20 protein-coding genes are annotated in these 20,843 nt (G+C 39.1%); 5 read left to right on the forward strand and 15 right to left on the reverse strand.

Annotation, left to right across the window (positions count from 1 at the left end; translation table 11 throughout):
* Positions 1–3 precede the first annotated feature (3 nt).
* The 5 genes from J663_RS00405 to J663_RS00425 are packed head-to-tail and all read right to left on the reverse strand — an operon-like array spanning position 4 to position 4,528.
* Positions 4–1,281: an aromatic ring-hydroxylating oxygenase subunit alpha gene (locus J663_RS00405; protein WP_033847177.1), complete on the reverse strand. Its 1,278-nt coding sequence runs from the start codon at positions 1,279–1,281 to the stop codon at positions 4–6.
* 29 nt (positions 1,282–1,310) lie between these two features.
* Entirely contained in the window at positions 1,311–1,844 is a 534-nt protein-coding gene (locus tag J663_RS00410; RefSeq protein ID WP_081309571.1) for a nuclear transport factor 2 family protein, read from the reverse strand.
* A 4-nt stretch (positions 1,845–1,848) separates the two neighbouring features.
* Positions 1,849–2,208, reverse strand: coding sequence for a hypothetical protein (locus J663_RS00415; protein ID WP_017481023.1), 360 nt, complete (start codon positions 2,206–2,208; stop codon positions 1,849–1,851).
* Positions 2,209–2,233: 25 nt separating this feature from the next.
* Positions 2,234–3,382, reverse strand: a complete 1,149-nt coding sequence (locus J663_RS00420) for an acyl-CoA dehydrogenase family protein (protein WP_080593013.1) — start codon at positions 3,380–3,382, stop codon at positions 2,234–2,236.
* A gap of 36 nt (positions 3,383–3,418) precedes the next feature.
* The gene (locus tag J663_RS00425) at positions 3,419–4,528 is read right to left on the reverse strand and encodes an amidase (protein WP_033847185.1); all 1,110 of its coding nucleotides are present in this window, start codon (positions 4,526–4,528) and stop codon (positions 3,419–3,421) included.
* Between the two features lie 149 nt (positions 4,529–4,677).
* On the opposite strand from J663_RS00425, the gene J663_RS00430 reads away from it, so the two are divergent.
* The 3 genes from J663_RS00430 (at position 4,678) to J663_RS00440 (ending at position 8,268) form a co-directional block, all read left to right on the forward strand.
* The gene (locus tag J663_RS00430; protein ID WP_002121038.1) at positions 4,678–5,145 is read left to right on the forward strand and encodes a MarR family winged helix-turn-helix transcriptional regulator; all 468 of its coding nucleotides are present in this window, start codon (positions 4,678–4,680) and stop codon (positions 5,143–5,145) included.
* 400 nt (positions 5,146–5,545) lie between these two features.
* Positions 5,546–6,895 carry a spinster family MFS transporter gene (locus J663_RS00435; RefSeq protein WP_033847189.1) on the forward strand — a complete coding sequence of 450 codons (1,350 nt, stop codon included), beginning with the start codon at positions 5,546–5,548 and terminating at the stop codon, positions 6,893–6,895.
* Between the two features lie 116 nt (positions 6,896–7,011).
* A complete protein-coding gene (locus J663_RS00440; protein ID WP_033847191.1) occupies positions 7,012–8,268 on the forward strand; it encodes an OprD family outer membrane porin in 1,257 nt (418 codons plus the stop codon).
* A 36-nt stretch (positions 8,269–8,304) separates the two neighbouring features.
* On the opposite strand, the gene J663_RS00445 is transcribed toward J663_RS00440, so the two are convergent.
* Genes J663_RS00445 through J663_RS00460 form a run of 4 tightly spaced genes read right to left on the reverse strand, consistent with a single transcriptional unit; the run spans position 8,305 to position 12,139 of the window.
* Positions 8,305–9,048 (reverse strand): SDR family oxidoreductase, encoded by a 744-nt coding sequence (locus J663_RS00445; protein WP_033847192.1) that lies wholly within the window; start codon positions 9,046–9,048, stop codon positions 8,305–8,307.
* Positions 9,049–9,063: 15 nt separating this feature from the next.
* The gene (locus tag J663_RS00450; protein WP_033847194.1) at positions 9,064–9,762 is read right to left on the reverse strand and encodes a histidine phosphatase family protein; all 699 of its coding nucleotides are present in this window, start codon (positions 9,760–9,762) and stop codon (positions 9,064–9,066) included.
* On the reverse strand, positions 9,759–10,880 hold the full coding sequence (locus tag J663_RS00455; protein WP_033847196.1) for a phosphotransferase family protein: 1,122 nt from the start codon (positions 10,878–10,880) through the stop codon (positions 9,759–9,761). The genes J663_RS00450 and J663_RS00455 overlap by 4 nt, the downstream gene beginning before the upstream one ends.
* 17 nt (positions 10,881–10,897) lie before the next feature.
* Positions 10,898–12,139, reverse strand: a complete 1,242-nt coding sequence (locus J663_RS00460; RefSeq protein WP_033847199.1) for an acyl-CoA dehydrogenase family protein — start codon at positions 12,137–12,139, stop codon at positions 10,898–10,900.
* Positions 12,140–12,227: 88 nt separating this feature from the next.
* On the opposite strand from J663_RS00460, the gene J663_RS00465 reads away from it, so the two are divergent.
* Together J663_RS00465 and pcaU are read left to right on the forward strand one after the other, a co-directional pair.
* On the forward strand, positions 12,228–13,148 hold the full coding sequence (locus J663_RS00465) for a LysR family transcriptional regulator (RefSeq protein WP_033847201.1): 921 nt from the start codon (positions 12,228–12,230) through the stop codon (positions 13,146–13,148).
* 42 nt (positions 13,149–13,190) lie between these two features.
* On the forward strand, positions 13,191–14,003 hold the full coding sequence (gene pcaU, locus J663_RS00470) for an IclR family transcriptional regulator PcaU (protein ID WP_002120879.1): 813 nt from the start codon (positions 13,191–13,193) through the stop codon (positions 14,001–14,003).
* A 58-nt stretch (positions 14,004–14,061) separates the two neighbouring features.
* On the opposite strand, the gene J663_RS00475 is transcribed toward pcaU, so the two are convergent.
* The 6 genes from J663_RS00475 to J663_RS00500 all read right to left on the reverse strand — a co-directional run bounded on the left by J663_RS00475 (position 14,062) and on the right by J663_RS00500 (position 20,836).
* On the reverse strand, positions 14,062–14,928 hold the full coding sequence (locus J663_RS00475; RefSeq protein ID WP_033847203.1) for an MBL fold metallo-hydrolase: 867 nt from the start codon (positions 14,926–14,928) through the stop codon (positions 14,062–14,064).
* Positions 14,929–14,932: 4 nt separating this feature from the next.
* Positions 14,933–15,346: a DUF6691 family protein gene (locus J663_RS00480; protein ID WP_033847204.1), complete on the reverse strand. Its 414-nt coding sequence runs from the start codon at positions 15,344–15,346 to the stop codon at positions 14,933–14,935.
* Positions 15,347–15,350: 4 nt separating this feature from the next.
* Positions 15,351–15,764: a YeeE/YedE family protein gene (locus J663_RS00485; RefSeq protein WP_033847205.1), complete on the reverse strand. Its 414-nt coding sequence runs from the start codon at positions 15,762–15,764 to the stop codon at positions 15,351–15,353.
* Between the two features lie 135 nt (positions 15,765–15,899).
* Complete coding sequence (locus J663_RS00490) at positions 15,900–16,367, reverse strand: DUF6438 domain-containing protein (protein ID WP_033847206.1); 468 nt, start codon at positions 16,365–16,367, stop codon at positions 15,900–15,902.
* Positions 16,368–17,004: 637 nt separating this feature from the next.
* A complete protein-coding gene (locus tag J663_RS00495; protein ID WP_033847207.1) occupies positions 17,005–19,434 on the reverse strand; it encodes a glucose/quinate/shikimate family membrane-bound PQQ-dependent dehydrogenase in 2,430 nt (809 codons plus the stop codon).
* A gap of 82 nt (positions 19,435–19,516) precedes the next feature.
* Positions 19,517–20,836 carry a carbohydrate porin gene (locus J663_RS00500; protein ID WP_033847209.1) on the reverse strand — a complete coding sequence of 440 codons (1,320 nt, stop codon included), beginning with the start codon at positions 20,834–20,836 and terminating at the stop codon, positions 19,517–19,519.
* Between the last annotated feature and the right edge of the window lie 7 nt (positions 20,837–20,843).

Raw genomic sequence — 20,843 nt, forward strand, 5'->3', positions numbered from 1 at the left:
TCCTTAAGCCGTCATCATCTTTTTCCACTGCTGGTATGCTGCACGCATACCTGTTTCAGCACTGACATCACTTTTTAAGCCATCTTCAGTTTTGACTTCACCCGGTAAACCGCGGTTGAGCATGATCCATAAATCATTACCGGCATTGGCACCATGTTGTACGCGTTCCCAAGCTTCTGAGTCATCTGGCGTACCAAAACCAAATGGACCTTGGAAATGTTCATGCAAACGTAAGCGATATTGGTTGGCAATTTGCGGGCCACCATCCATCGTAATCACCGAGTGATGAATTTCTGTTTCAGCAACTGAAATTGGCTGTAACACACGGAAGAACGCCATCGAACATGCAATATTCGGGAATAAATTTAAGTTAAAGCCAGAACCACCAACTGCTCGAACAATACGGCGTACTTCTAACTCTTCATGGCCTTCGTCGCGCAAAGCTTGAGCCAAGTCTTCGAAACGCTCTTGAATTGGACGTTCCATGAGTTCTTCGTCTAAATCGACCAGTTCAGGAATCATCACCATGACACTGTGACCATTACCTAAGTCTTCAACAAAGCCCGGTTGGTTTTCGAAGTTAAAGAGTTCTTCGGTTTTTTCATCTACAGAACTTAAGAATGACTTATGTACCAACGGGAAGTGATATGCATCGGTAGTATTTTCAAGCTGGATTTTCCAGTTACCCGGAAAACGGAAACGGTGTTCACCTAACACTTTAATTGGATAACCCGCGCCCTGTTTCATAAACAGGTCAATCCATTTTTTCGCAGGCCCAAGGAACTCTTCAAGCGGTTGAATGTCTTCTTTAAATGAAGCGAAGATCATGCCGTTATATTCTTCTACCCGTAGACTCACCAGTGGTAATTCTGATTTATCTAAACAATCGCCGTAGCTTTCCGGAGATGGCACACCACGTAAACTACCGTCAAGTGCATAACTCCAACCGTGGTACGGACATACAAAACTATTAGTTTTTCCTTTTTTATGTTCGCATACGGTTGCTGCACGATGACGACAACGATTTAAAAGTACATGGACTTTCTTTTTACGGTCACGCACCACAACCACAGGCTGTTTACCGATATTAATGGTTTTATAGCTTCCACCTTCCGGAATTTCACTCGCATGTGCAACCCACACCCAAGTGCTATAAAAGATTTTTTCCATTTCTTCATCAAAAATGCGTTCATCTTTATAAAGAGAAGTATGGGCACGGTCACTTTGAACTAAAGCATCGTAATCAGTGCCAATGTTATGCGTCGGGATAATACTGTTCATATCAATAGTCCTTTTAAATATGTCCTGGGTCATTCCTGGGAAGGTAGCGGCAATTCAGCTTCACTGTGCCAATGCGATACGGGACGACTGAAAATATTCTGTGTTTGGAAATGTTTAATTTTCCATGTTCCATCTGCTTGCTTTTGAAACTTCACATTGAGCTTTGCTGTATTCAGATGACTACGGCCATCTTTAAACGTTGAAGTCTGCAACATCAGCCATGAAGCATTTGCATCATTTTGATTTACATAAATTTGTTCTGAATTTACAAAGTGTGCATTCATGACAAAGTGAGATTCTTTTTGGGTATAGCTTTTAAACATGTCGTAAATCGACTGCCAAGAAGCATAACGGCCAAAAGATTTGGCATATTTCTCGCCAATACCTTCCCAAATACAGTCCTGATCAAAAAGATTCATCAGCTCGTCAAGGTCTGTATTTGCATTGAGCTCGTCGCAGATTTCCATATAGCGGTTCAGGCAGTTACGAATGGCGTTGTGCGCTTCTAACTGTTCTAGTCGCTCTATGATTTCTGCCATATTCACTTTGTCAGTCATTGCCATCGCCTTAACGTTGGATAATCAATTCACGCCCAACACGAGCTTCAACTTTGCAATATTTCCAAAGTTTGTATGGCCCTTCACCCACCACGGTCGTTCTAAACAAGTTACAAGCCGCGTGTACGGTTTCAATATCCGGAACATCTGCAAGCAAGTAAGTTGTCCAAGGCCATCCCGTACTTGGGCCAACCATGCTTTGGTCATCATCAAGATTTCCAAAAACATGTACGCCCGGTAAGTCATGAATGCCATTCCACATTTCACCAAACGCTGCCCAAACCGCTTTGGCTTCAGCAGGTTCTGCATCAAAAAAGTTTTGGTTAATACCCATGCAGAACAAGACACGTAATGATTTTTTAGCTTCCATTTCAATATCCTTTTAAAAATTAAACTTATAAATAACCTGGGGTTGGTTTTAACCCGAAACTGATTGAGCCTGCATTTTGTAAAGTCGCATCGCCCATAAATGCATGCTGAGTCACCACGTTGGTGTCATTCACAAAACGGCTAAATGGATTGTTGGTATAAATCGCTGTCATGCCTGCGAGCATTTGCATTTTTCGGGTCACTTTGGCGCAAACTCGTGCTGCATGGGTACATGCCAAACGCATGTCACTGATCTGTTCAGCTGTTGCTTCACGACCAGCAATAATTTCATTCCAAACAATATCCATGGTTTGATAAAACCAAGATTTTGCAGCCTGAAACTCTGCATCAGCTTGAGCGAACTCATATTGAGTCACGGGGCGGTTGGCAATTTCTGACCCACCTGTAATAGATGCTTTACCCGGTGCTAATTTTTCAAACTCTTCTAATGCAGCAGCTGCAACACCAATACCCACCACGGTTAATACTTGCGTCGCTAAAGACAGTGACGGATATTTAAAAAATGGCTCACTTAGTTTCGAAGGTTCACCACGTACAAAGGTCCATTTCTTTTCGACTAATACATCTTCGACCACCAAATCATGGCTTCCCGTACCTTTTAGGCCAACGGTGTCCCAAGTCATTTCGATTTTGGCTTTTTTGGCAGGCATCACTGCCATACGTGGTAAGCCTTGCATTTCATTGTTTTTAAGCGGTGAAATCCCCACACCAACAATGTCCGCTCCCATACAACCGCTTGAGAATTTCCAACGCCCACGAACCACTACACCTTCATCGGTAATTTCAGCTGGTTGAGGTGGAAAAATACCTCCAGCAAATACAACATCTGGCCCGTTTTGATATAACTCTTTAAGTGTTTCTTCAGGCAAACTTCCTAAATACGCAGGGCTCATACCGAAACTTGCCACCCAACCCACTGAACCATCAGCTTTAGATAAAGTTTCGATCAACTCACAAAACTGACGTGGTGACCATTCTTCCCCGCCAAAACGTTTAGGCACCAAGGCACGATAAACACCAATTTGTTTAAGTTTTTCGATAATGTCTTGGCTCACATACGCCTGATTATCAAATTCACCTGTACAGGCACGCTCACGAATTTCTTGACACAAAGCATCTAAGTCAACTGCTTTGTCTTGAGAAGCAAACTCCATTTTAGACAACTTATTCATCATCTAACTCCTTGTAATTTATTGCATTGCATCAACACAAAATTTAGCTATAGCGCATAATTGCTCATCTTTTTGATGCTTTGATACGATCTGTAAGCCCACTGGTAAACCTTCACTGGTTTCAAGTGGCACTGAAATGGCTGGATGACCTGATAAATTAAATGGTCGAACTAAAGCTGTAAGATTCAAAAAAGCGACCGTGTTTTCAGCTTCAGAAACTTTCGGTGGAATTTGCGGAAGTGTCGGTAGAACCAATGCATCATATTTTTCTAGTAGAGCGTCAAGTTCTTGGGTCAACTGTGCTCTCACAACTTCTGCTTGTTTCACTTGCTCTAAAGTTGTTGCGGCAGCTTTTAATAAACGACCATTTACATCAGAACCAATTAAGCCCGTTTGAGTTAATTCACCAAAAGCTTGCCAATTTTCATAATTAATAATCTGCATGCCTGCGTCATAAGCCGCTTCAAAGTATTCAACTTTTTCTAAAACGGTCTCTAAATTCGCTTTTTGAAATGCTTGATAAATACAATTCCAAACAACGTCATCTGTGCTTACATCCAAAACAGCAAGTTTTGGTGCGCTAGTACATGCAGAAGGCTTGAAAGTTGGATCAATAATTTGCATGGCCTTTTCAATCATCTCGACTGAATTTGCAAAAGGACCAACGCAATCTAAAGAACTTGACGGCGGATATACGCCTTTTCTGCTAACACGGCCAAAAGTCGGTTTTAAACCAAAAACTCCGCAGCACGCAGCGGGCATACGAATAGAGCCGCCAGTGTCTGTGCCTAAAGTAAAGTCAGCCTGTTTAGCAGCAACTGCCGCAGCCGAACCACTCGAAGAGCCACCTGGAATAAGTTCAGGATATTTAGGATTTATAGGTGTACCAAAAGCATGGTTAATGCCTGTAATACCGAAAGCCAATTCGTGCAAATTTGTCTTGCCAATAATTTCGCAGTCAGCTTTCAAGATGTTTTTAACAACCTCGGCATCATCTTGAGCAGCTTCAACATTTAATAAAGCTCGACTGCCAGCAATGGTTTTTAGACCTTGAATATCAATTGTGTCCTTGACCATGACCTTGAGCTTGCCACTTCCTTTGTGCACGCTTTGGCTAACAATATTCATTCACTTTTCCATGTATTTTTATCTATTAATCAAAATATGGGAAAATTTAATGGAATTGTCAAGTATTTTTTATAATTTGTTCTCAAGGAAATATGCAAAATTTTGTTTATAATAGGATTACCCTTTTTTCACTAAGTTATTGCTTAGCTATGCTTGATCATTTAGAACAATTTCTTCCTAATAAAGAACCGTCGAGTATTCAAAATTTCCCTTTTTTTTGGGTTTCCCAAGTGAATGGAAAGTATTCACAACTGATTGAAAAATCAATAAAAAAGCTAGGTATTGATAATACACGCCGTAAAATTATTTTAAGCACTAATGCCCTTGGGGAAGCCAGTATTACCGACATTGCCAATCTTTCTACTTTAAAGTTAACGACGGCAACAAAAGCTGTATATCGCTTGGTAGAAGATGGAATTGTCGAGGTCTACTCTTCTACTTCTGATGAACGGATCTCGATGGTGAAATTAACGGCCAAAGGTATTGAGCTGGTTGAACAGATTAATCAAATTAGTGTGGTCACCTTGGCAGGCATCCTGAATGCTTTTTCAGAAGACGAGCTACATAATTTAAATACCCAGTTAAAGAAATTATTTGACCTGATGCCATCCAGCTAAATATTTCTCATCAGGATAAATTAGCTCTCTTAGAGCAGTTAAAAATTTCCTTTTCTTTAGCTGCTCTTTCGTTAAAACAATAAAAATAAATAAAATCAAACTCTTATATCATAAATTTATCTATATATAATTACTTAACATACTTTTTAGGTATTCTAACATACTCAATAAGTAATGGAATTTTACATATAAAAAGAAAATAATAATTCCATGATCTTAAAAATCCCATTAACTCCTAATTGGGTTTAGACGCACTCTTCCGGTCTGTACGAGACCAAATTACTCATTTCTAGCCTATTTATTATTCTTATCTAAAAGGGGGAAATATCGAAAATTTTAGAGGAATAATAAAAGTTAGATATCAATTTCTTTAAGCGTTTTATACATAAGGATTAAGTGTATGAACCAAAGTAATATCGCTGTTGAAAGGACACAGAAGAAAAGCAATGCATATGCATGGTATGTCGTCATACTTTGTATGCTGGCATATATATTTTCATTTATTGATCGCCAAATTTTGGCGCTGATGATTGAACCCATCAAAGCAGATCTCCAACTTTCAGATACACAATTTAGCTTGTTACATGGCCTCGCCTTCTCACTGTTTTACGCCGTTATGGGTTTACCCTTAGCCTACATCGCCGATCGTTTTTCACGACCAAAACTGATTTCAATCGGGATTATTGTTTGGAGTCTAGCAACGGCAACTTGTGGTTTAAGTAAAAACTTTATTCAACTGTTCTTAAGCCGTATGGCGGTCGGTGTTGGTGAAGCTGCGTTATCTCCAGCCGCTTATTCAATGTTTAGCGACATGTTTAGTAAGGACAAACTAGGACGTGCTGTCGGGATTTATTCAATTGGCGCTTTTTTGGGTGGAGGTATTGCCTTCTTAGTTGGCGGTTATGTCATTAACCTGCTTAAAGGCGTGACACTCATTGAAGTTCCTTTATTAGGGGCCCTTAAAGCATGGCAAATTGCCTTTTTAGTGGTGGGTTTACCCGGCATCATTATTGGTTTGCTGTTTATTTTGACCGTTAAAGACCCTGCACGTAAAGGCCAACAACTCAACCAAAATGGACAAGTTGACCAAGTTAAATTCACACAATGTCTTCAGTTTATTAAAAAACATTCGAAAACATTTGCTTGTCATTATTTAGGTTTTACCTTTTATGCAATGGCACTCTACAGCCTGACTAGCTGGACACCTGCATTTTATATTCGTAAGTTTCAACTCGCACCAACTGAAACAGGCTATATGCTCGGTACGATTCTGTTAATTGCCAATACCTTAGGTGTGTTTTGTGCAGGTTGGCTAAATGACTGGTTTATTAAAAAAGGTCGCCAAGATGCACCAATGTTCACAGGTGTAATTGGTATTGTTGGCCTGATTATTCCAATTGCATTTTTTACCCAAACAGATCAGCTTTGGCTTTCAGTTAGCTTATTGATTCCTGCAATGTTCTTTGCATCTTTCCCTCTAGTGATTTCAGCAACTGCTTTGCAAATGTTAGCCCCAAACCAATTTAGAGCACGCCTTTCTGCCCTCTTCCTTTTGGTAAGTAACTTAATTGGACTCGGTATTGGTACAACACTGGTAGCCATTATTACAGATAAAGTTTTTGGTAGCCCATTAATGGTGGGTTCTTCTTTATCTATTGTGGGTGGTTTGTCCTGTGTACTGGCTTTGGCTCTACTTTTTAAAGGCTGTAAATCCTTTAGTGAAAGCATAAAGCTTGAAAAATTACATTAATTGAAGCAACAGTCACTTATAAAAGCAGGAGTTCCCTTTAAACAATTTAGGGAACACCACACCAATATTTCACAATACGTAATGCCGAGGACTGGCATATATCTTGGAAATGGATTATGGAATTATTTCACCGTTTTAAACCACACACTTTAGCTGTTGCCACTTTATTTATTATGTGCAGCAGTTCTTGGGCTGCAAATCCAAATCAGCAAACTGAAGATGAGTGGAAATTCACTTTAAAAAATGCCTATATCAACCGTGATTTTGATAATGACGCCCTTAAAGATACCGGTAGTTGGTCTCAGGCAGCATCTTTATTTTATAAATCGAAAATGCATGACACTCCACTAGTCATAGCAGATAAGCCTATCACCATTGGAGCTGATGCTTCCGTTCAATACGCCGTACGTTTGAGTTCAGACAAACATGTCGCAGATACTGTTTTGCCTTTTAATAAAGAAACGCAATCTCAAGCATCTGATTATCTAAAATACGGCGCGACTTTAAAACTAGGTTATGACAAAACTCTTTTAAGTGTCGGTGAACTCTGGCTAGATTTACCTGTAACGGCTGTTGATGCTAGTCGTCAGTTACTCACTTCATATTGGGGAACCAATCTTAAGTCGCAACTTTCAGATCAACTTTATGCCGAAATTGGTCGAGTTGAAAAAGTCTCGCCACGAAATGAAGAAGATTTTAAAAAGTTTTCGTTCACAGCAAATGGAATTACCAAAGAATCTGATGGCTTAAATTATATTGACCTGCGCTATCAGTTTACGCCGTCTTTGAAGGGCGAATATTATTTTGGTAATTTAGAAGATCTCTACAATAAACACTATGTAGGGCTTGAGCATACGTGGAAACAACCAACTTTTGCCCTAACCTCCAAATTTAAATACTTTAATGCGAAAGATGACGGCAATACCTTTGATATTGATGCCCAGAACATTGGTTTACTTGAAACAGTTAAAGTAAAAAACCACACCTTTGGTTTGGGTTACCAACAAATTATTGGTGAGTCGGCTTACCCTCTACCAGATGGTTTCTTACCAGAAACCTATTTCATTAACTGGAATGCTACAGGTTTCTTTAAAGAAGATGAAAAGTCTTACCATGTCATGTATGGCTATGACTTTAAAGATTACATTCCCGGCTTAAACGCAATGGTGAAATATGTTTACGGTCATGACTTTAAAGCAGCTAATGGTGAGAAAAACCATGAAACCGAATCAAACATCATTCTGAACTATGCCTTTCAGCAGCCGCTCTTAAAAGGCTTTGCCCTGCAATATATTCGTATTGACTACAACGTTAAACACGGCAATGACTTTGGCGAAGACCGTTTATTCGTCAATTACACCAAAAAATTCTAAATAAAAATTACCCCCTAAAATTTAGGGGGTAATTTTTTATCCTAATTTATTAACCAATCTCAAAGGTAAAACCTTCATGGCAATACTCATTGGTAACCATGGCCACTGCGGTACATAAGCTTTTATAGGTTGTTTTTCGATCGCTTTGACTAAAGCTTTACACCCTGTTTTGGCGTCTACTTCAAAAGGTAGATGTTTAGCACCTTCATTCATTTCAGTTCGGATGTAACCTGGGAAAATGGTTGAGACTTTAATTGGAGTATCTAGTAATTCAGCACGAATACCCTCGGCCAAGTGAGCAACTGCAGCTTTACTTGCCGCATAGGTCGATAAATGTTTTGGTAACCCACGCATCGCACTCATAGACGACATGACCACCAAATGACCTGCATTTTGCGCTCTAAAAATTTCAATCGCTGCCTCACACTGTGCTAAAGCAGAAATAAAATTTGTTTCAGCTGTGGCTCTGTTAATTTCGAAATTACCTTTACCAATACGGCGACCATTTCCGACTCCGGCATTTACAATAATTCGGTCTAAATAGCCAAATTCTTGTTTAAAGGCACGAAAAACTTCAAAAACCTGATCGTAATTGGTAACGTCCAGACTTTTCGCAATGACTTTAATACCGTACTGATTCTCAAGTTCCGTTTTTAAATCTTCCAATCTGTCTAAACGGCGTGCACAAATCGCCAAGTTATAACCTTTTGCTGCAAATTCATGCGCCATACCTGCGCCTAAACCAGAACTTGCACCTGTAATTAAAATTGTCTTCGCCATGCTTTTATCCTTATTTTAAATCCATGTCAGTAAATCTGGACGCTCGGCTTTTATAAAATGGTGTTCATTTAAACTTAAAACCTGAGCTTCATTTCCAACTAAACGTAAAGTCGTGAGGCTTGTATTAGCAATTGCCCAATTCAAAGCAAAAGTTCGATTAGGGCTCAGTTCAAGCAGCTTGCCAATTGCTACGGAAATCACGCCACCCGAGGTAAAAACGACTGCATAACGAGGTTTGGTTTTTGCCAACTCATCACAAAGTTGCTGTAGCGCCGTTTCGACTCTTTCTTTAAAGTGTGGCCAAGACTCATCATATTCATGATGAAAATCTCCATCTGTCCATCGTCCAATAGCGCCTTCAAATATTTTGGCAAGATATGCGCGAGGGTTCTGTTCTTGTGCTACGTCAGCTTTTAACAATTCAGGCTGTTCAAAACGTGGCTCATAACGTGCAAAAACCTGTTGGTGGTTAAACTCATTCCATAAATTATTATGATGAATTACCGCACCTGGAAAGCATTCATTGAGTGCGAGCTTTGCAGTTTGCTCGTGGCGCTGCATAGTTCCTGCAACCACATACGGTTGTTCTTTCAATATTTGCTTAAAATATTGGCCTAATAAAGTCGCTTGAGCTTCACCATTTTCAGACAACTCATCATAATTACTTTTGCCAAATGATGCCTGCCCATGTCTTACCAGATAAATTGTGGTCATTTTCTTAAAATACCCTGTATTTTCTGTAGAGATTGCTGAGCAAATTCTGAGTCTTGCAGTTTTTGCTGCGCGATAAGTTTTAAAGCTCGAATATGTAGCGCATGAATGACAATCCAGAAATCTTTAAAAGCGGGGTTTCGGGTTTGTTTATGGTAATAACGATAATAGATTTGCTGGGCAATCACGGCTAAACGGAATACACCGAAGACTTCATAAAAAGCCCAGTTTTGAGGCTCCAGACCTGTTTTTTGCAAATAATAGTCAACGACTTCTTTGCGAGAGAACATTCCCTTTAAGTGAGTCGGCTGACGGCGTGTTGATCTAAAAATCATATTATCCGTTGGCTCAACCCAATAGGCCAAAGCACTGCCCAAATCCATTAATGGATCCCCCAAGGTCGCCATTTCCCAATCCAGCACCCCAATCACATCTGTTGGATGCTCTGGATCTAAAATCACATTATCAAAACGCCAATCATTGTGAATAATACAAGTCGTCGAGTCTTGAGGGATATTATCATTTAGCCATTTTCGGACATATTTAAATGAAGGAACGTTGATTGTGCGGACTTTTTCATAGCGTTTATCCCAACCTTCAACTTGTCTACGACAATATCCCGCACCTTTGCCTAGTTCAGCTAAAGGCGTGTTCTCATAGGGAACTTGATGTAGCTCAATCAACTTATCAATAACATTTACACAAAGCTCATGAACATCTTCTTCATTAAAACCAAGTTCAGGCGGTAATTTTGCACGAGGAATAATGCCTTCAATCCGTTCCATGACATAAAAATCACAGCCAATGACCGATTCGTCCTGACAAAGTGCAACCATTTTAGGAAGCACTGGATAATAAGGCGCAAGATTTTTCTGCACCATATATTCACGGGCCATATCGTGGGCTGACTTCGCTTTTGTTCCTTTTGGGGGACGTCGCAAAATTAAATCGGTATTTTCATATTTTAAACGATAAGTCCAATTCGACGCCCCGCCCGTATATTGAGTAACGACTGCTGGGCCAACCAACTCAACCCCTTGGTTTTTTAACCAGTTTTCAACTGCCCCAATATCAAGCTCTTCACCTTCACGTACTTCACCGCCTACATCAATTACCGACATATTCACTTCCTTTAAACTTATACTTTCTTATGACGACCATAACCACGTTTGGCCAACTCTAATTTGGCAATCATGCCTTTATGTACTTCATCTGGACCATCAGCTAAACGTAAACTGCGTGCTTGGGCAAAGAAACCTGTTAATGGCGTATCTCTTGAAACACCTGCACCGCCATGTAGCTGAATTGCCATATCGACTACTTTTTCTAAAACACTCGGAGCGACCACTTTAATTGCAGATATTTCTGTTAAAGCAGCCATATTGCCTAAAGTATCCATTTTATAAGCAGCATACAAGGTTAAAAGTCTGGCTTGATCTATGGCGACTCGAGCATCAGCCACGCGTTCGAGGTTTCCACCGAGTTTTAAAATTTCTTTGCCAAACGCCGTTCTAGACATGCCTCTATCAATCATGAGTTCTAGCGCTTTTTCAGCAGCGCCAATACAACGCATGCAATGGTGAATACGCCCTGGCCCTAAACGCCCTTGTGCAATTTCAAAACCTTGCCCCGCTCCACCAATAAAGTTTTCAATAGGTACTCGAACATTATTAAAGTGAACCTCACCATGTCCATGCGGCGCATCGTAGTCACCAAATACAGGTAACATCCGTTGAATTTCGACACCTGCGGTATCAATCGGTACTAAAACCATGGAGTGTTGATGATGGCGGTCTTTGGTTTCATCTGGGGTATGCGCCATAAAAATAATGACTTTAGCATTTGGGTCACCTAAACCAGACGACCACCACTTTTTGCCATTTAAAACAATTTCATTACCGTCGATGAGTGCAGTCGCTTGCATATTGGTTGCATCGCTTGACGCAACATCGGGTTCAGTCATACAAAAAACCGAACGAATTTTTCCGTCCAATAATGGCTCTAACCATTGCTGTTTTTGCTGTTCATTACCATAGCGCCATAACAATTCCATATTTCCTGTATCTGGTGCATTACAGTTAAAAACGGTAGGTGCCAATAAGCTACGGCCAGTCAATTCAGCAATATGCGCATATTCTTGAACTGATAACCCTGCACCGAGTTTTTCATCGGGTAAAAACATATTCCAAAGACCAGCTTGTTTAGCTTTAGTTTTCAGAGTTTCTAACAGTTCAGGCCACTGCCATTTTTTCCAGTTCCCATCTGGATTTAGCTCATGAACCTCTTCCCAAAATTTTGCTTCGACAGGTTCTATTTCTTCTAAAATAAATTTTCTTGTTCGCTCAGCAAAATCTTGAGCTTTCTTGGAGAGTTCAAACATTCTTTTTCCTTTACATCATTATCTGGTCTTTACATCAACATAACTTGAAACTTAATATGAATGAAATGATTTTATTAAATAACATCTCATGAATAATATTCATAACTTACATGGTCTAGACCTAAGTTTTTTTCACCGAATTGATATCAATTTATATCCGCTTTTTATCGCGATTTATGAGCAAAAAAGTATTTCGAATGCTGCAAGTAGTCTCAATATTACGCAGTCAGCAGCAAGTCATGCTTTGCAGCGTTTACGCCAGCAACTTGAAGATGATGTATTTATACGTGTAGGCAATAAAATGTCTGCCACTCCTTTTGCAGAACAGATTTATCCAACTGTGAAGCAAGCACTTTTAACCATCCAAAATATTAGCCAACAGAAACATGTCTTTGATCCAACAAGTTTAAAAAGCTTAAAAATCGCCGTTCATGATGAGATTGAACCGATTATTCTTCCAAGACTGGCTCAACATTTTCAAAATCTTAATTTAGATTTGCAGTTTGTGAGTATGAAACTCGATCGAAAACATATTATGACTGACTTAGCGACACAACAGCTCGATTTCGTGATTGACCTAGAACAATACTTATCTCCAAAAATTACCTTTGATCATTTGGTAACAGATGAGTTTGTCATTTGCAGCCAACTTAAAGAAGTCGATTTAGCTAGTTATATCAGTGGTCGGCACATTGGTGTTTCGTCACGCCGTACGGGCGCTTTACTTGAAGATATTTATTTAAACCAACACCAAAAAATCTCTAGAAATGTATTTATGCGCTGTCAAAACTATTCAACGGCATTACAAGTTTTAGGAGCTCAAGCCGACGCAATACTCACTATGCCCCGAATGATTTTGCAGCATTTGTCTTATAGTCCTGAAATTTGCTTACATTCTCTGCCTTTTGAGATAACCAATATTAAAATGGGTATGTTTTGGCACGAAGATTTAAGGGATAATTTAAGACATCAATTTTTGCGACATGAAATTATTAAACTTTTTCATTAAAGCAAATTGATCTACTAAGCTTCTATCGTACAAGGATCAGTAATGAGTAAAGATGAACGGATAATCCAGAATCAGGACAACAAAAAAACGATTCGTCATGAAGATTACATTGCTGGTATTGGTAAAGGCATGGCGATTTTAGATAGTTTTAGTAGTAATCAACATCGTTTAAACATTTCTATGGCTGCTGAAAAAACTGGGCTTACCCGAGCAGCAGCAAGACGTCATTTATTAACTTTAGAATATTTAGGGTATCTTGAGTCAGATGGTCACTATTACTATTTAACTCCGAAAGTTCTTAAATTTTCAGGAGCTTATTTAGGTGCAGCCCAGCTTCCGAAAGTATCTCAGCCTTTATTAAATCTTCTAACTAACCAAACTTCTCTCATTTATTCGGTGATGGTACTTGATGGTTATGAAGCCATTACCATTGCTCGTAGTGCGGCCCACCAACAAACTGACCGTGTAAATCCATACGGCTTACACTTGGGTAACCGCTTACCTGCTCATGCGACATCTGCGGGTAAAATTTTACTGGCACATTTAAGCCAAGAAGAACAATTGGACTGGCTCCAAAAATATCCTCTTCAGCGTTTAACTAAATATACGCATGTCGAAAATGATAAATTTTTAGAGTTACTACAAGAGATTCGAGAACAAGATTGGTGTTATTCGCGTGAAGAACACGAATTAGGAGTTCATGCGCTCGCCGTACCGATTTATGGACAAGACTTTAAAGTGGTTGCAGCTTTAAATATTGTTTCTCCAACTATGAAAACAACTGAAGAATATTTAATTCAACATATTCTGCCGCTATTGCAAGAGACTTCGCGAGATTTGAGACAAGTTCTTTAAATCTTGCTTAGGCTATTTGAATAGATAGAACGATCCTGAATAAATGCTTAGGCTATTTCTAAAAGTAATTGAAAGGGATTTTCAAATAACGGATGCCATTCGCTTCAGGTTCCGGAAAATTTCCACCATTCATATTAATTTGAATTGAAGGCAAAATTAATTTTGGCATTGCCAAAGTCGCATCTCTTTCTTGACGCATTTTGATGAATGAGTCCTTGGAAACTTGTCGATTTAAATGAATATTGCTTTGCTTTTGAGTTTTTATATCTGTTTGACAGATATATTCATCACGGCCTTCGGGCTTATAGTCATGGCATAAGAACATACGCATATTGTCGGGAAGTGTATAAAGTTTTTGTACCGAATCATAAAGCTCAGCAGCACTTCCTTTAGGAAAGTCACATCTTGCTGAGCCATAATCGGGCATAAATAAAGTATCCCCGACAAAAACAGCATCAGCGATCACATAGCTTAAGCAAGCTGGCGTATGCCCTGGTGTAGGAATGTTATAGGCTTCTATCTCCCCTATTTTGAAATGTTCATAATCTTCAAACAAATAATCAAAGGGCTGATTTTCATTAAATTTCTTAAAATCAAAATTATAGATAGCCGAAAATGTTTCTTGTACTACCGAGATTTTTTGACTAATCGCAATTGTACCGCCCAATTTAGATTTTAAATATTGAGCCGCAGTCATATGGTCCGCATGTACATGGGTTTCTAAAATCCATTGTACTTTGAAGTTTTGCGCGAAGACATAATCGACGATCAGATCAGCATTGGTTGTTTTTGTAGTGGCCGATGCGGCATCGTAATCAAGCACGCTATCAATAATAGCGCATTGAAGAGTCGCTAAATCTGCAACAACATAGCTAAAAGTATTGGTGTTTTCATCAAAAAAATCTTTTACTAGAGGTTGTTGCATAGGCTTAATTTCCTTTATTTAAAATTCGGTAAATAAACATTCCTAATAACATTGCGACAATAAAATAAAGCGCTTCAAAATGCCCTAATCCAATCAGAGTTAAAGCGGGCGCTGGACATATACCTGCTATTCCCCAGCCTATACCGAAAATAAAAGCACCCACAATTAACCTTTGGTCAATCTGTGTATTCGTTGGTAATTGAATTTTCTCATTAAAAAGCGTTTTAGGACTTTTTATAGCCTTTTGAAATGGAATAAATGCTACAGCAATCGCGCCTAACATCACAAACATTAAGCTAATATCCCATTGCCCAAAAATATCTAAAAAACCTAACACCTTTTCTGGATTAGACATGCCCGAAATCATTAAGCCTAATGAAAACAAACCACCAAATATAAAAGCAAAAATGTTTTTCATAGGATTACCCCAGCACATGACGAATGATATAAACGGTTAACATGCCAGCAAACATAAAAACTGCTGTCGCTATCATCGAGCGTTTTGATAGCCTGCTCATACCACAAATGCCATGGCCACTTGTACATCCAGAGCCTAACCGTGTTCCAAAGCCAACAAGTACACCTGCTAAAATAAGTGCAAATGTATTGGCTTTAATTTCAATTTCGGGCTGAAAAAAATAACCATATATGAAAGGTGTAATCACAAGTCCTGCAATGAACCAGAATGCAGGACTTTTAAAAGTATCTTTAGTAGGATTTATGACTTGAGCAAGCAATCCACTAATTCCAGCTATACGACCATTTATATATAAATATCCAACTGTTGCGATGCCGAGTAATAAACCACCCAAAAAGGCATAGACAATATTTGACATATAACCACTCTTAACAATATATGTTTTTATAATCTGTATTATACGCTTATTCTTTTAGAAATACTTAATAGAAAACTTTTGAGTTTATAATTCTTCTTAACAAGAAAAAGCCCCAAGATTTTGGGGCTTTTATCATTAAATTAGATCTTTAATGCCTAATTGTTCAGGTAATTTTTCCATGACTTTATTCAATCTATTATTTGCTGGAGAGATACAACCTGTGTAATGGCTTAATTTTGTTTCAGTACCATTTGGTTGAATCCAAGTAATGTAATAGCTAGACATATCGGTTGCTGTTTGCTGACAACCCGCAGTTTTAGATTGAGTTCCTGTTTGAGGTCGGTAAGTTTTTAATTCATCTGCAAGTTTTTGATAATCTTTTACGCTACCTTGGATTTCTTTAACACCAAGTGTTTTTGTATATTGTTTACCTTCAAAACGAATTAAACCTGTAGGCGCCACTTCTACTGAGTAAATTGGGCATGCACCAAAACACGGACTAGAAGCATAGCGTATTGTTTCTTGTGTATCCGAAGCTTGCTGAACAGAAGCGCAACCCATTAAAGCCAAACCGGATAGAGTTGCAAGAACTAAAAATCTCATTACATCACCTATTATTATCAAGTGGCTTTAATTTATCAAATCATACACTTCTTGTCATTAAAGACTAATTTTTGTGATTTTATTCATTATTTAACTTTTAATTTTACTTAGGCTATTGAGCAAGATAAAAACATTTTCTTTCATCTATAAAAAAAGGCCCATCTTTCGATGAGCCTTAAGCCATAAAAGCTTAAATTCCTGAAATACAAATTATTACTCGATAGTAATAATCTGCGTCGACCATTCTAGCGCAACCCAATAAATTATATAAATATAATATAAGTATATATTTAAGCTCGTTTTTCCAACAAAAAACACCGTATTTTTAAAGTTTAAAACTTAATAATGTTTATTTTTAATTAAAATTCACAATGTTAAGTTAAACAAAACTTAATAAAAGTTAAGGTTTTATTTATAGGTAAAACATCCTAAGAAACTGGTCAATAGTTAAGCTATATCTAGCGTTCAGGTTGAATTGACCATAAGGCTATTTTAAGTTTAGCAACAACATCAAGCACTTTTTTACTATTTGGTAAAGCTATCTAGTTAAAAATATAGAATTTACTTTCACTCTTTTATATAAAAAATATATTAAAGAGTAAGACAAAAGAGAAATACTCTCTTTTGCCTTTCTTAATTATTGTTCTAAGCTATAAGCGATCACATAATCACCATGATCAGGTGATTGACGTGCTCCACCTGCGGTAACAACCACATACTGTTTACCTGTTTTAGGTGAAACATAGCTTATTGGTGTTCCTTGGCTACCTACTGGCATGCGTGATTTCCACAATTCTTTACCTGTAGATGAATCAAATGCACGTAAGTAGTAATCTTGTGTTGCAGCAAAGAAAACTAAGCCACCTTGAGTTGCCATAGGCCCACCAATTGTTGGCATACCGATCGGTGCTTTTAAGCCCATCTTGATACCCATCGGCCCAGTATCTTCAACTGTACCTAATGGTACTTGCCATACAACTTGACGAGTTTTCAAATCAATCGCAGTCATGGTGCCAAATGGTGGTTTTTGACAAGGAATGCTTAGAGCCGACATAAAGCGGTTTTTATTCACTTTATATGGTGTACCTTTCATTGGTACAGCTCCCATACCTGTGTTTACTTTCTCTCCACCATTCGCCTGAATCTTAATATCTTCAGGAGTTTGCTCCATCAATTGAATCCATAAGCCAAGGCGCATATCGTTCACGAACATATAACGATGAGTCGGGTCAAAAGCGATGCTACCCCAGTTCATACCACCCAACGAACCTGGGAAGCTTAATGAAACATCAGTACCTGGTGCAGTAAATAAGCCTTCGTAACGCATTGACTTGAAGTTAATACGACACATCAGTTGATCGAACGGCGTTGCGCCCCACATATCTGACTCAGTTAAAGTCTGATTACCAATTTGAGGCATTTCAACTGAACGAGGTTGAGTTAAGCTGTATTGTTCACCCGGAATATTGGCAGGTTTAACTGGCTGTTCAATTACTTTAGTCAACGGTTTACCCGTTACTCGGTCAAGAACAAAGAATTGGCCTGATTTAGTTCCAATAACAACAGCTGGTTTAGTCGTACCATCCTTTAATGGGAAGTCGACTAGACTCGGTTGCATTGGTAAGTCAAAGTCCCATAAATCGTTATGAACAGTTTGATATACCCACTTCTCTTTACCTGTTGTCGCATCAAGTGCTAACACAGAAGTATTGTATTTGTGATCTAATGGATTACGGTTACCACCCCAAATATCGACAGATGAACTACCCATAGGTAAGAACACCGTATTCATTTGCGGATCATATGACATTGCAGCCCATGAGTTTGCCGAACTACGTTTATAGGTTTCACCCGGTTTAAGAACATAATTCGGGTTTGGATTGCGCGGGTCAAATGCCCAGCGAAGTTTACCCGTAATCACGTCATAACCACGAATAACACCACCTGGCATATCTGCGGCTACGTTGTCGGCAATACGGCTACCCACCACAATAGTTGTTCCAGCAATAGTCGGTGCAGAAGTCACTTCAAAACGTGGAGCTTTTGTTCCCGCGCCAAGACCTTCTAGCAAATCAACCGTTCCATTTACACCAAAATCAGCACAGCGCTGACCGTTATCTGCATTCACTGCAATTAAACGACCATCAGGTGTATTGGTATATACACGGCGTGGACATTGTGTATTGGTTGCAACCGCAGTTACTGCATTTGCACCAGCTAAAGTTGGTTGTACAAGCGGTTTTGTTGAATCAAAGTATGCAACACCGCGGCAACGTTCCCAAGCATCGGCTGTAGAGTTCACCTCAGCTTTCCAGAGTTGTTTGCCCGAATCAGCATCTATCGCAAAAATGTTGTTATGTGGGGTACATAAAAATACTTTATTTCCAACTTGTAGCGGAGTCATTTGGTCTTCGGCACCATTACCGCTACCCGTTGTAAAGTCTCCCGTTCTAAAGCGCCAAGCTTCTTTTAATTTATGAACGTTATCTCGGTTAATTTGATCGAGAGCAACAAAGCGGCTACCACCTGCATCATTACCATAATTTTCCCAATTTACCTGTTTTTTTGCAGGATCAACTGGTACTAGAGGTAGTTTTTCACCTGAACTTGCTACTGTTGGATGTGGTTGGAACATTTGATAGAGCGCAATCAACATTCCCACAACAACTAATCCACCTACCGCATAGGATGAAGATGCCAAACTCGTTTGAAATTGGTAACGTCGGATTGAAGGCAAAGTAAATAGCAAGGCAGCAAAAAGACCAGCAGGAAACATTAAGCGCGAAAATAATGGCCAAAATTCCCATCCAGCATCAACAAATGACCAAATTACGGTACCAACAAAAACAGCCGCAAAAATCCAGACACCTAGCGCTTTTTTTCGGAAAATACTAATTGCAGAAATGGTAATAAATAATCCTGCTATAAGGAAATACCAAGAACCACCAAGAGATACTAGCTTTCCACCACCTACGATGTAAAAAACACCAGTAGCCAATAAAACTAGACCTAATATAAAACACCATATTTTGAATAAGATATGAAACTTAGAATCTGACTCAGACATAGATCCTACTCCACATATACTGAACCCGAATAGTTCAAGCATTTGGGCCAGTTAAACTATGTCTAACCAGCCATCAATATTGTTAAAAATTGACTTTCACACTAAGACCAGCCACCCAAGCATCATCAACTTCTTTTACACCAGCAGGTTGATGAATATATTGAATGTTTGGACGTAACATGACGGCCGGAGACCATTGATAGGTATAATTCAACTCGACATTTAGCTCGTCGTCTTGAATCGGAATATAGTCAGATGCAATCGAATCATAGCTATAGTATCCACGACTTTCATTTGTTGCGATCTGTTTATCTTTAGCACGGTCATTAACTACATAATTGGCTATACCAAAACCAATCGAATCATTTGGACGGCTATCAAACGGTCCCTTATACCAAAGAGCAAGCTGTTGCGTACTTTGAACAAAAGTTGTTGCTTTATCATTTACAACACCATTAAAACTTACATATAAACCGCGTTTCGGATCTTGGCCTTTATTCGTCAGTTGTTGTTGTGCATTAATCCAGAAACTTTGTTTTCCATCATGAACCTTACCCGCAGTTTTAATATCATTGGCTTCTGCGGTCGAATACAGTGCACCTACTTTATATTCTCCCGGCAAGCCATTGAAAGCAGCAAGTTTTGGTTTCCACGCCAGCTCAACCGGTATGGTTGCACCCTTCACATTGTTCATATCCAGATTAAAACCATCACTATTTGATTCGGTTTTAATGTTGTCTGGATTTACTTCATACACACCCAATCCCAAAGTCCATTCAGGTGCAAACTGATATTTAACGTTTGTCGCCCAAACACCTACTGGTGAGTTATACCAAATTGAACCGATTGATTTTCCTAACTGCCCACCGCAAAGCAATAAGTTCTGAAATTCACATTGAGAACTATTAAAGTCCTCTGACATTCCCATACGACCAAATTTGACCTGTACAGTATTATCAACAAAGCCCTTCTTCACCCATGCTTGAGACAGACGCCAGATTTTACCGCGACCATAAATTTCTTGAGCATTGCCCAATTGGCTAGAACGTGGGTCTTTAATACGCTCCAAAGTAAGCGCATTTCCGTCACGTTTGGTCACGACTAGGCTCGCTGTTGTATCTTTCCATCCAGCAATTTTTTCTAAATCTAGGTTTGCACCTAAAGAAAGTTGTGCAGCATTTTCAAAAGTATTGCTGTCGTTGTAACCACCATCTAAATTGGTGGCGCTTTGGCTCATAATTGAAGCAGTAAATTTATAGCCCTGTTGCTCTAATTGCTGGCGTTTTCCATTCCAATCACCAAGCAACCATTGACGGTCTTGTGACCACGGCTCATTTGCAAGTGCAAATTGGCTGCCCAATACAGCAATTGTTAGCACACTCAATTTCATTACATTTGGCATTTCAAGT

This window comes from Acinetobacter sp. 826659, from assembly GCF_000588515.1.
GTDB classification, from domain to species: domain Bacteria; phylum Pseudomonadota; class Gammaproteobacteria; order Pseudomonadales; family Moraxellaceae; genus Acinetobacter; species Acinetobacter pittii.

Coding starts and splice junctions, on each gene's coding strand:
- J663_RS00435 (WP_033847189.1), top strand. CDS start 5,546: ATGAACCAAAGTAATATCGCTGTTGAAAGGACACAGAAGAAAAGCAAT.
- J663_RS00415 (WP_017481023.1), bottom strand. CDS start 2,208: ATGGAAGCTAAAAAATCATTACGTGTCTTGTTCTGCATGGGTATTAAC.
- J663_RS00475 (WP_033847203.1), bottom strand. CDS start 14,928: ATGCAACAACCTCTAGTAAAAGATTTTTTTGATGAAAACACCAATACT.
- J663_RS00495 (WP_033847207.1), bottom strand. CDS start 19,434: ATGTCTGAGTCAGATTCTAAGTTTCATATCTTATTCAAAATATGGTGT.
- J663_RS00480 (WP_033847204.1), bottom strand. CDS start 15,346: ATGAAAAACATTTTTGCTTTTATATTTGGTGGTTTGTTTTCATTAGGC.
- J663_RS00405 (WP_033847177.1), bottom strand. CDS start 1,281: ATGAACAGTATTATCCCGACGCATAACATTGGCACTGATTACGATGCT.
- J663_RS00460 (WP_033847199.1), bottom strand. CDS start 12,139: ATGTTTGAACTCTCCAAGAAAGCTCAAGATTTTGCTGAGCGAACAAGA.
- J663_RS00500 (WP_033847209.1), bottom strand. CDS start 20,836: ATGCCAAATGTAATGAAATTGAGTGTGCTAACAATTGCTGTATTGGGC.
- J663_RS00455 (WP_033847196.1), bottom strand. CDS start 10,880: ATGTCGGTAATTGATGTAGGCGGTGAAGTACGTGAAGGTGAAGAGCTT.
- J663_RS00410 (WP_081309571.1), bottom strand. CDS start 1,844: ATGGCAATGACTGACAAAGTGAATATGGCAGAAATCATAGAGCGACTA.
- J663_RS00440 (WP_033847191.1), top strand. CDS start 7,012: ATGGAATTATTTCACCGTTTTAAACCACACACTTTAGCTGTTGCCACT.
- J663_RS00445 (WP_033847192.1), bottom strand. CDS start 9,048: ATGGCGAAGACAATTTTAATTACAGGTGCAAGTTCTGGTTTAGGCGCA.
- J663_RS00425 (WP_033847185.1), bottom strand. CDS start 4,528: ATGAATATTGTTAGCCAAAGCGTGCACAAAGGAAGTGGCAAGCTCAAG.
- pcaU (WP_002120879.1), top strand. CDS start 13,191: ATGAGTAAAGATGAACGGATAATCCAGAATCAGGACAACAAAAAAACG.
- J663_RS00450 (WP_033847194.1), bottom strand. CDS start 9,762: ATGACCACAATTTATCTGGTAAGACATGGGCAGGCATCATTTGGCAAA.
- J663_RS00420 (WP_080593013.1), bottom strand. CDS start 3,382: ATGGAGTTTGCTTCTCAAGACAAAGCAGTTGACTTAGATGCTTTGTGT.
- J663_RS00430 (WP_002121038.1), top strand. CDS start 4,678: ATGCTTGATCATTTAGAACAATTTCTTCCTAATAAAGAACCGTCGAGT.
- J663_RS00485 (WP_033847205.1), bottom strand. CDS start 15,764: ATGTCAAATATTGTCTATGCCTTTTTGGGTGGTTTATTACTCGGCATC.
- J663_RS00465 (WP_033847201.1), top strand. CDS start 12,228: ATGAATAATATTCATAACTTACATGGTCTAGACCTAAGTTTTTTTCAC.
- J663_RS00490 (WP_033847206.1), bottom strand. CDS start 16,367: ATGAGATTTTTAGTTCTTGCAACTCTATCCGGTTTGGCTTTAATGGGT.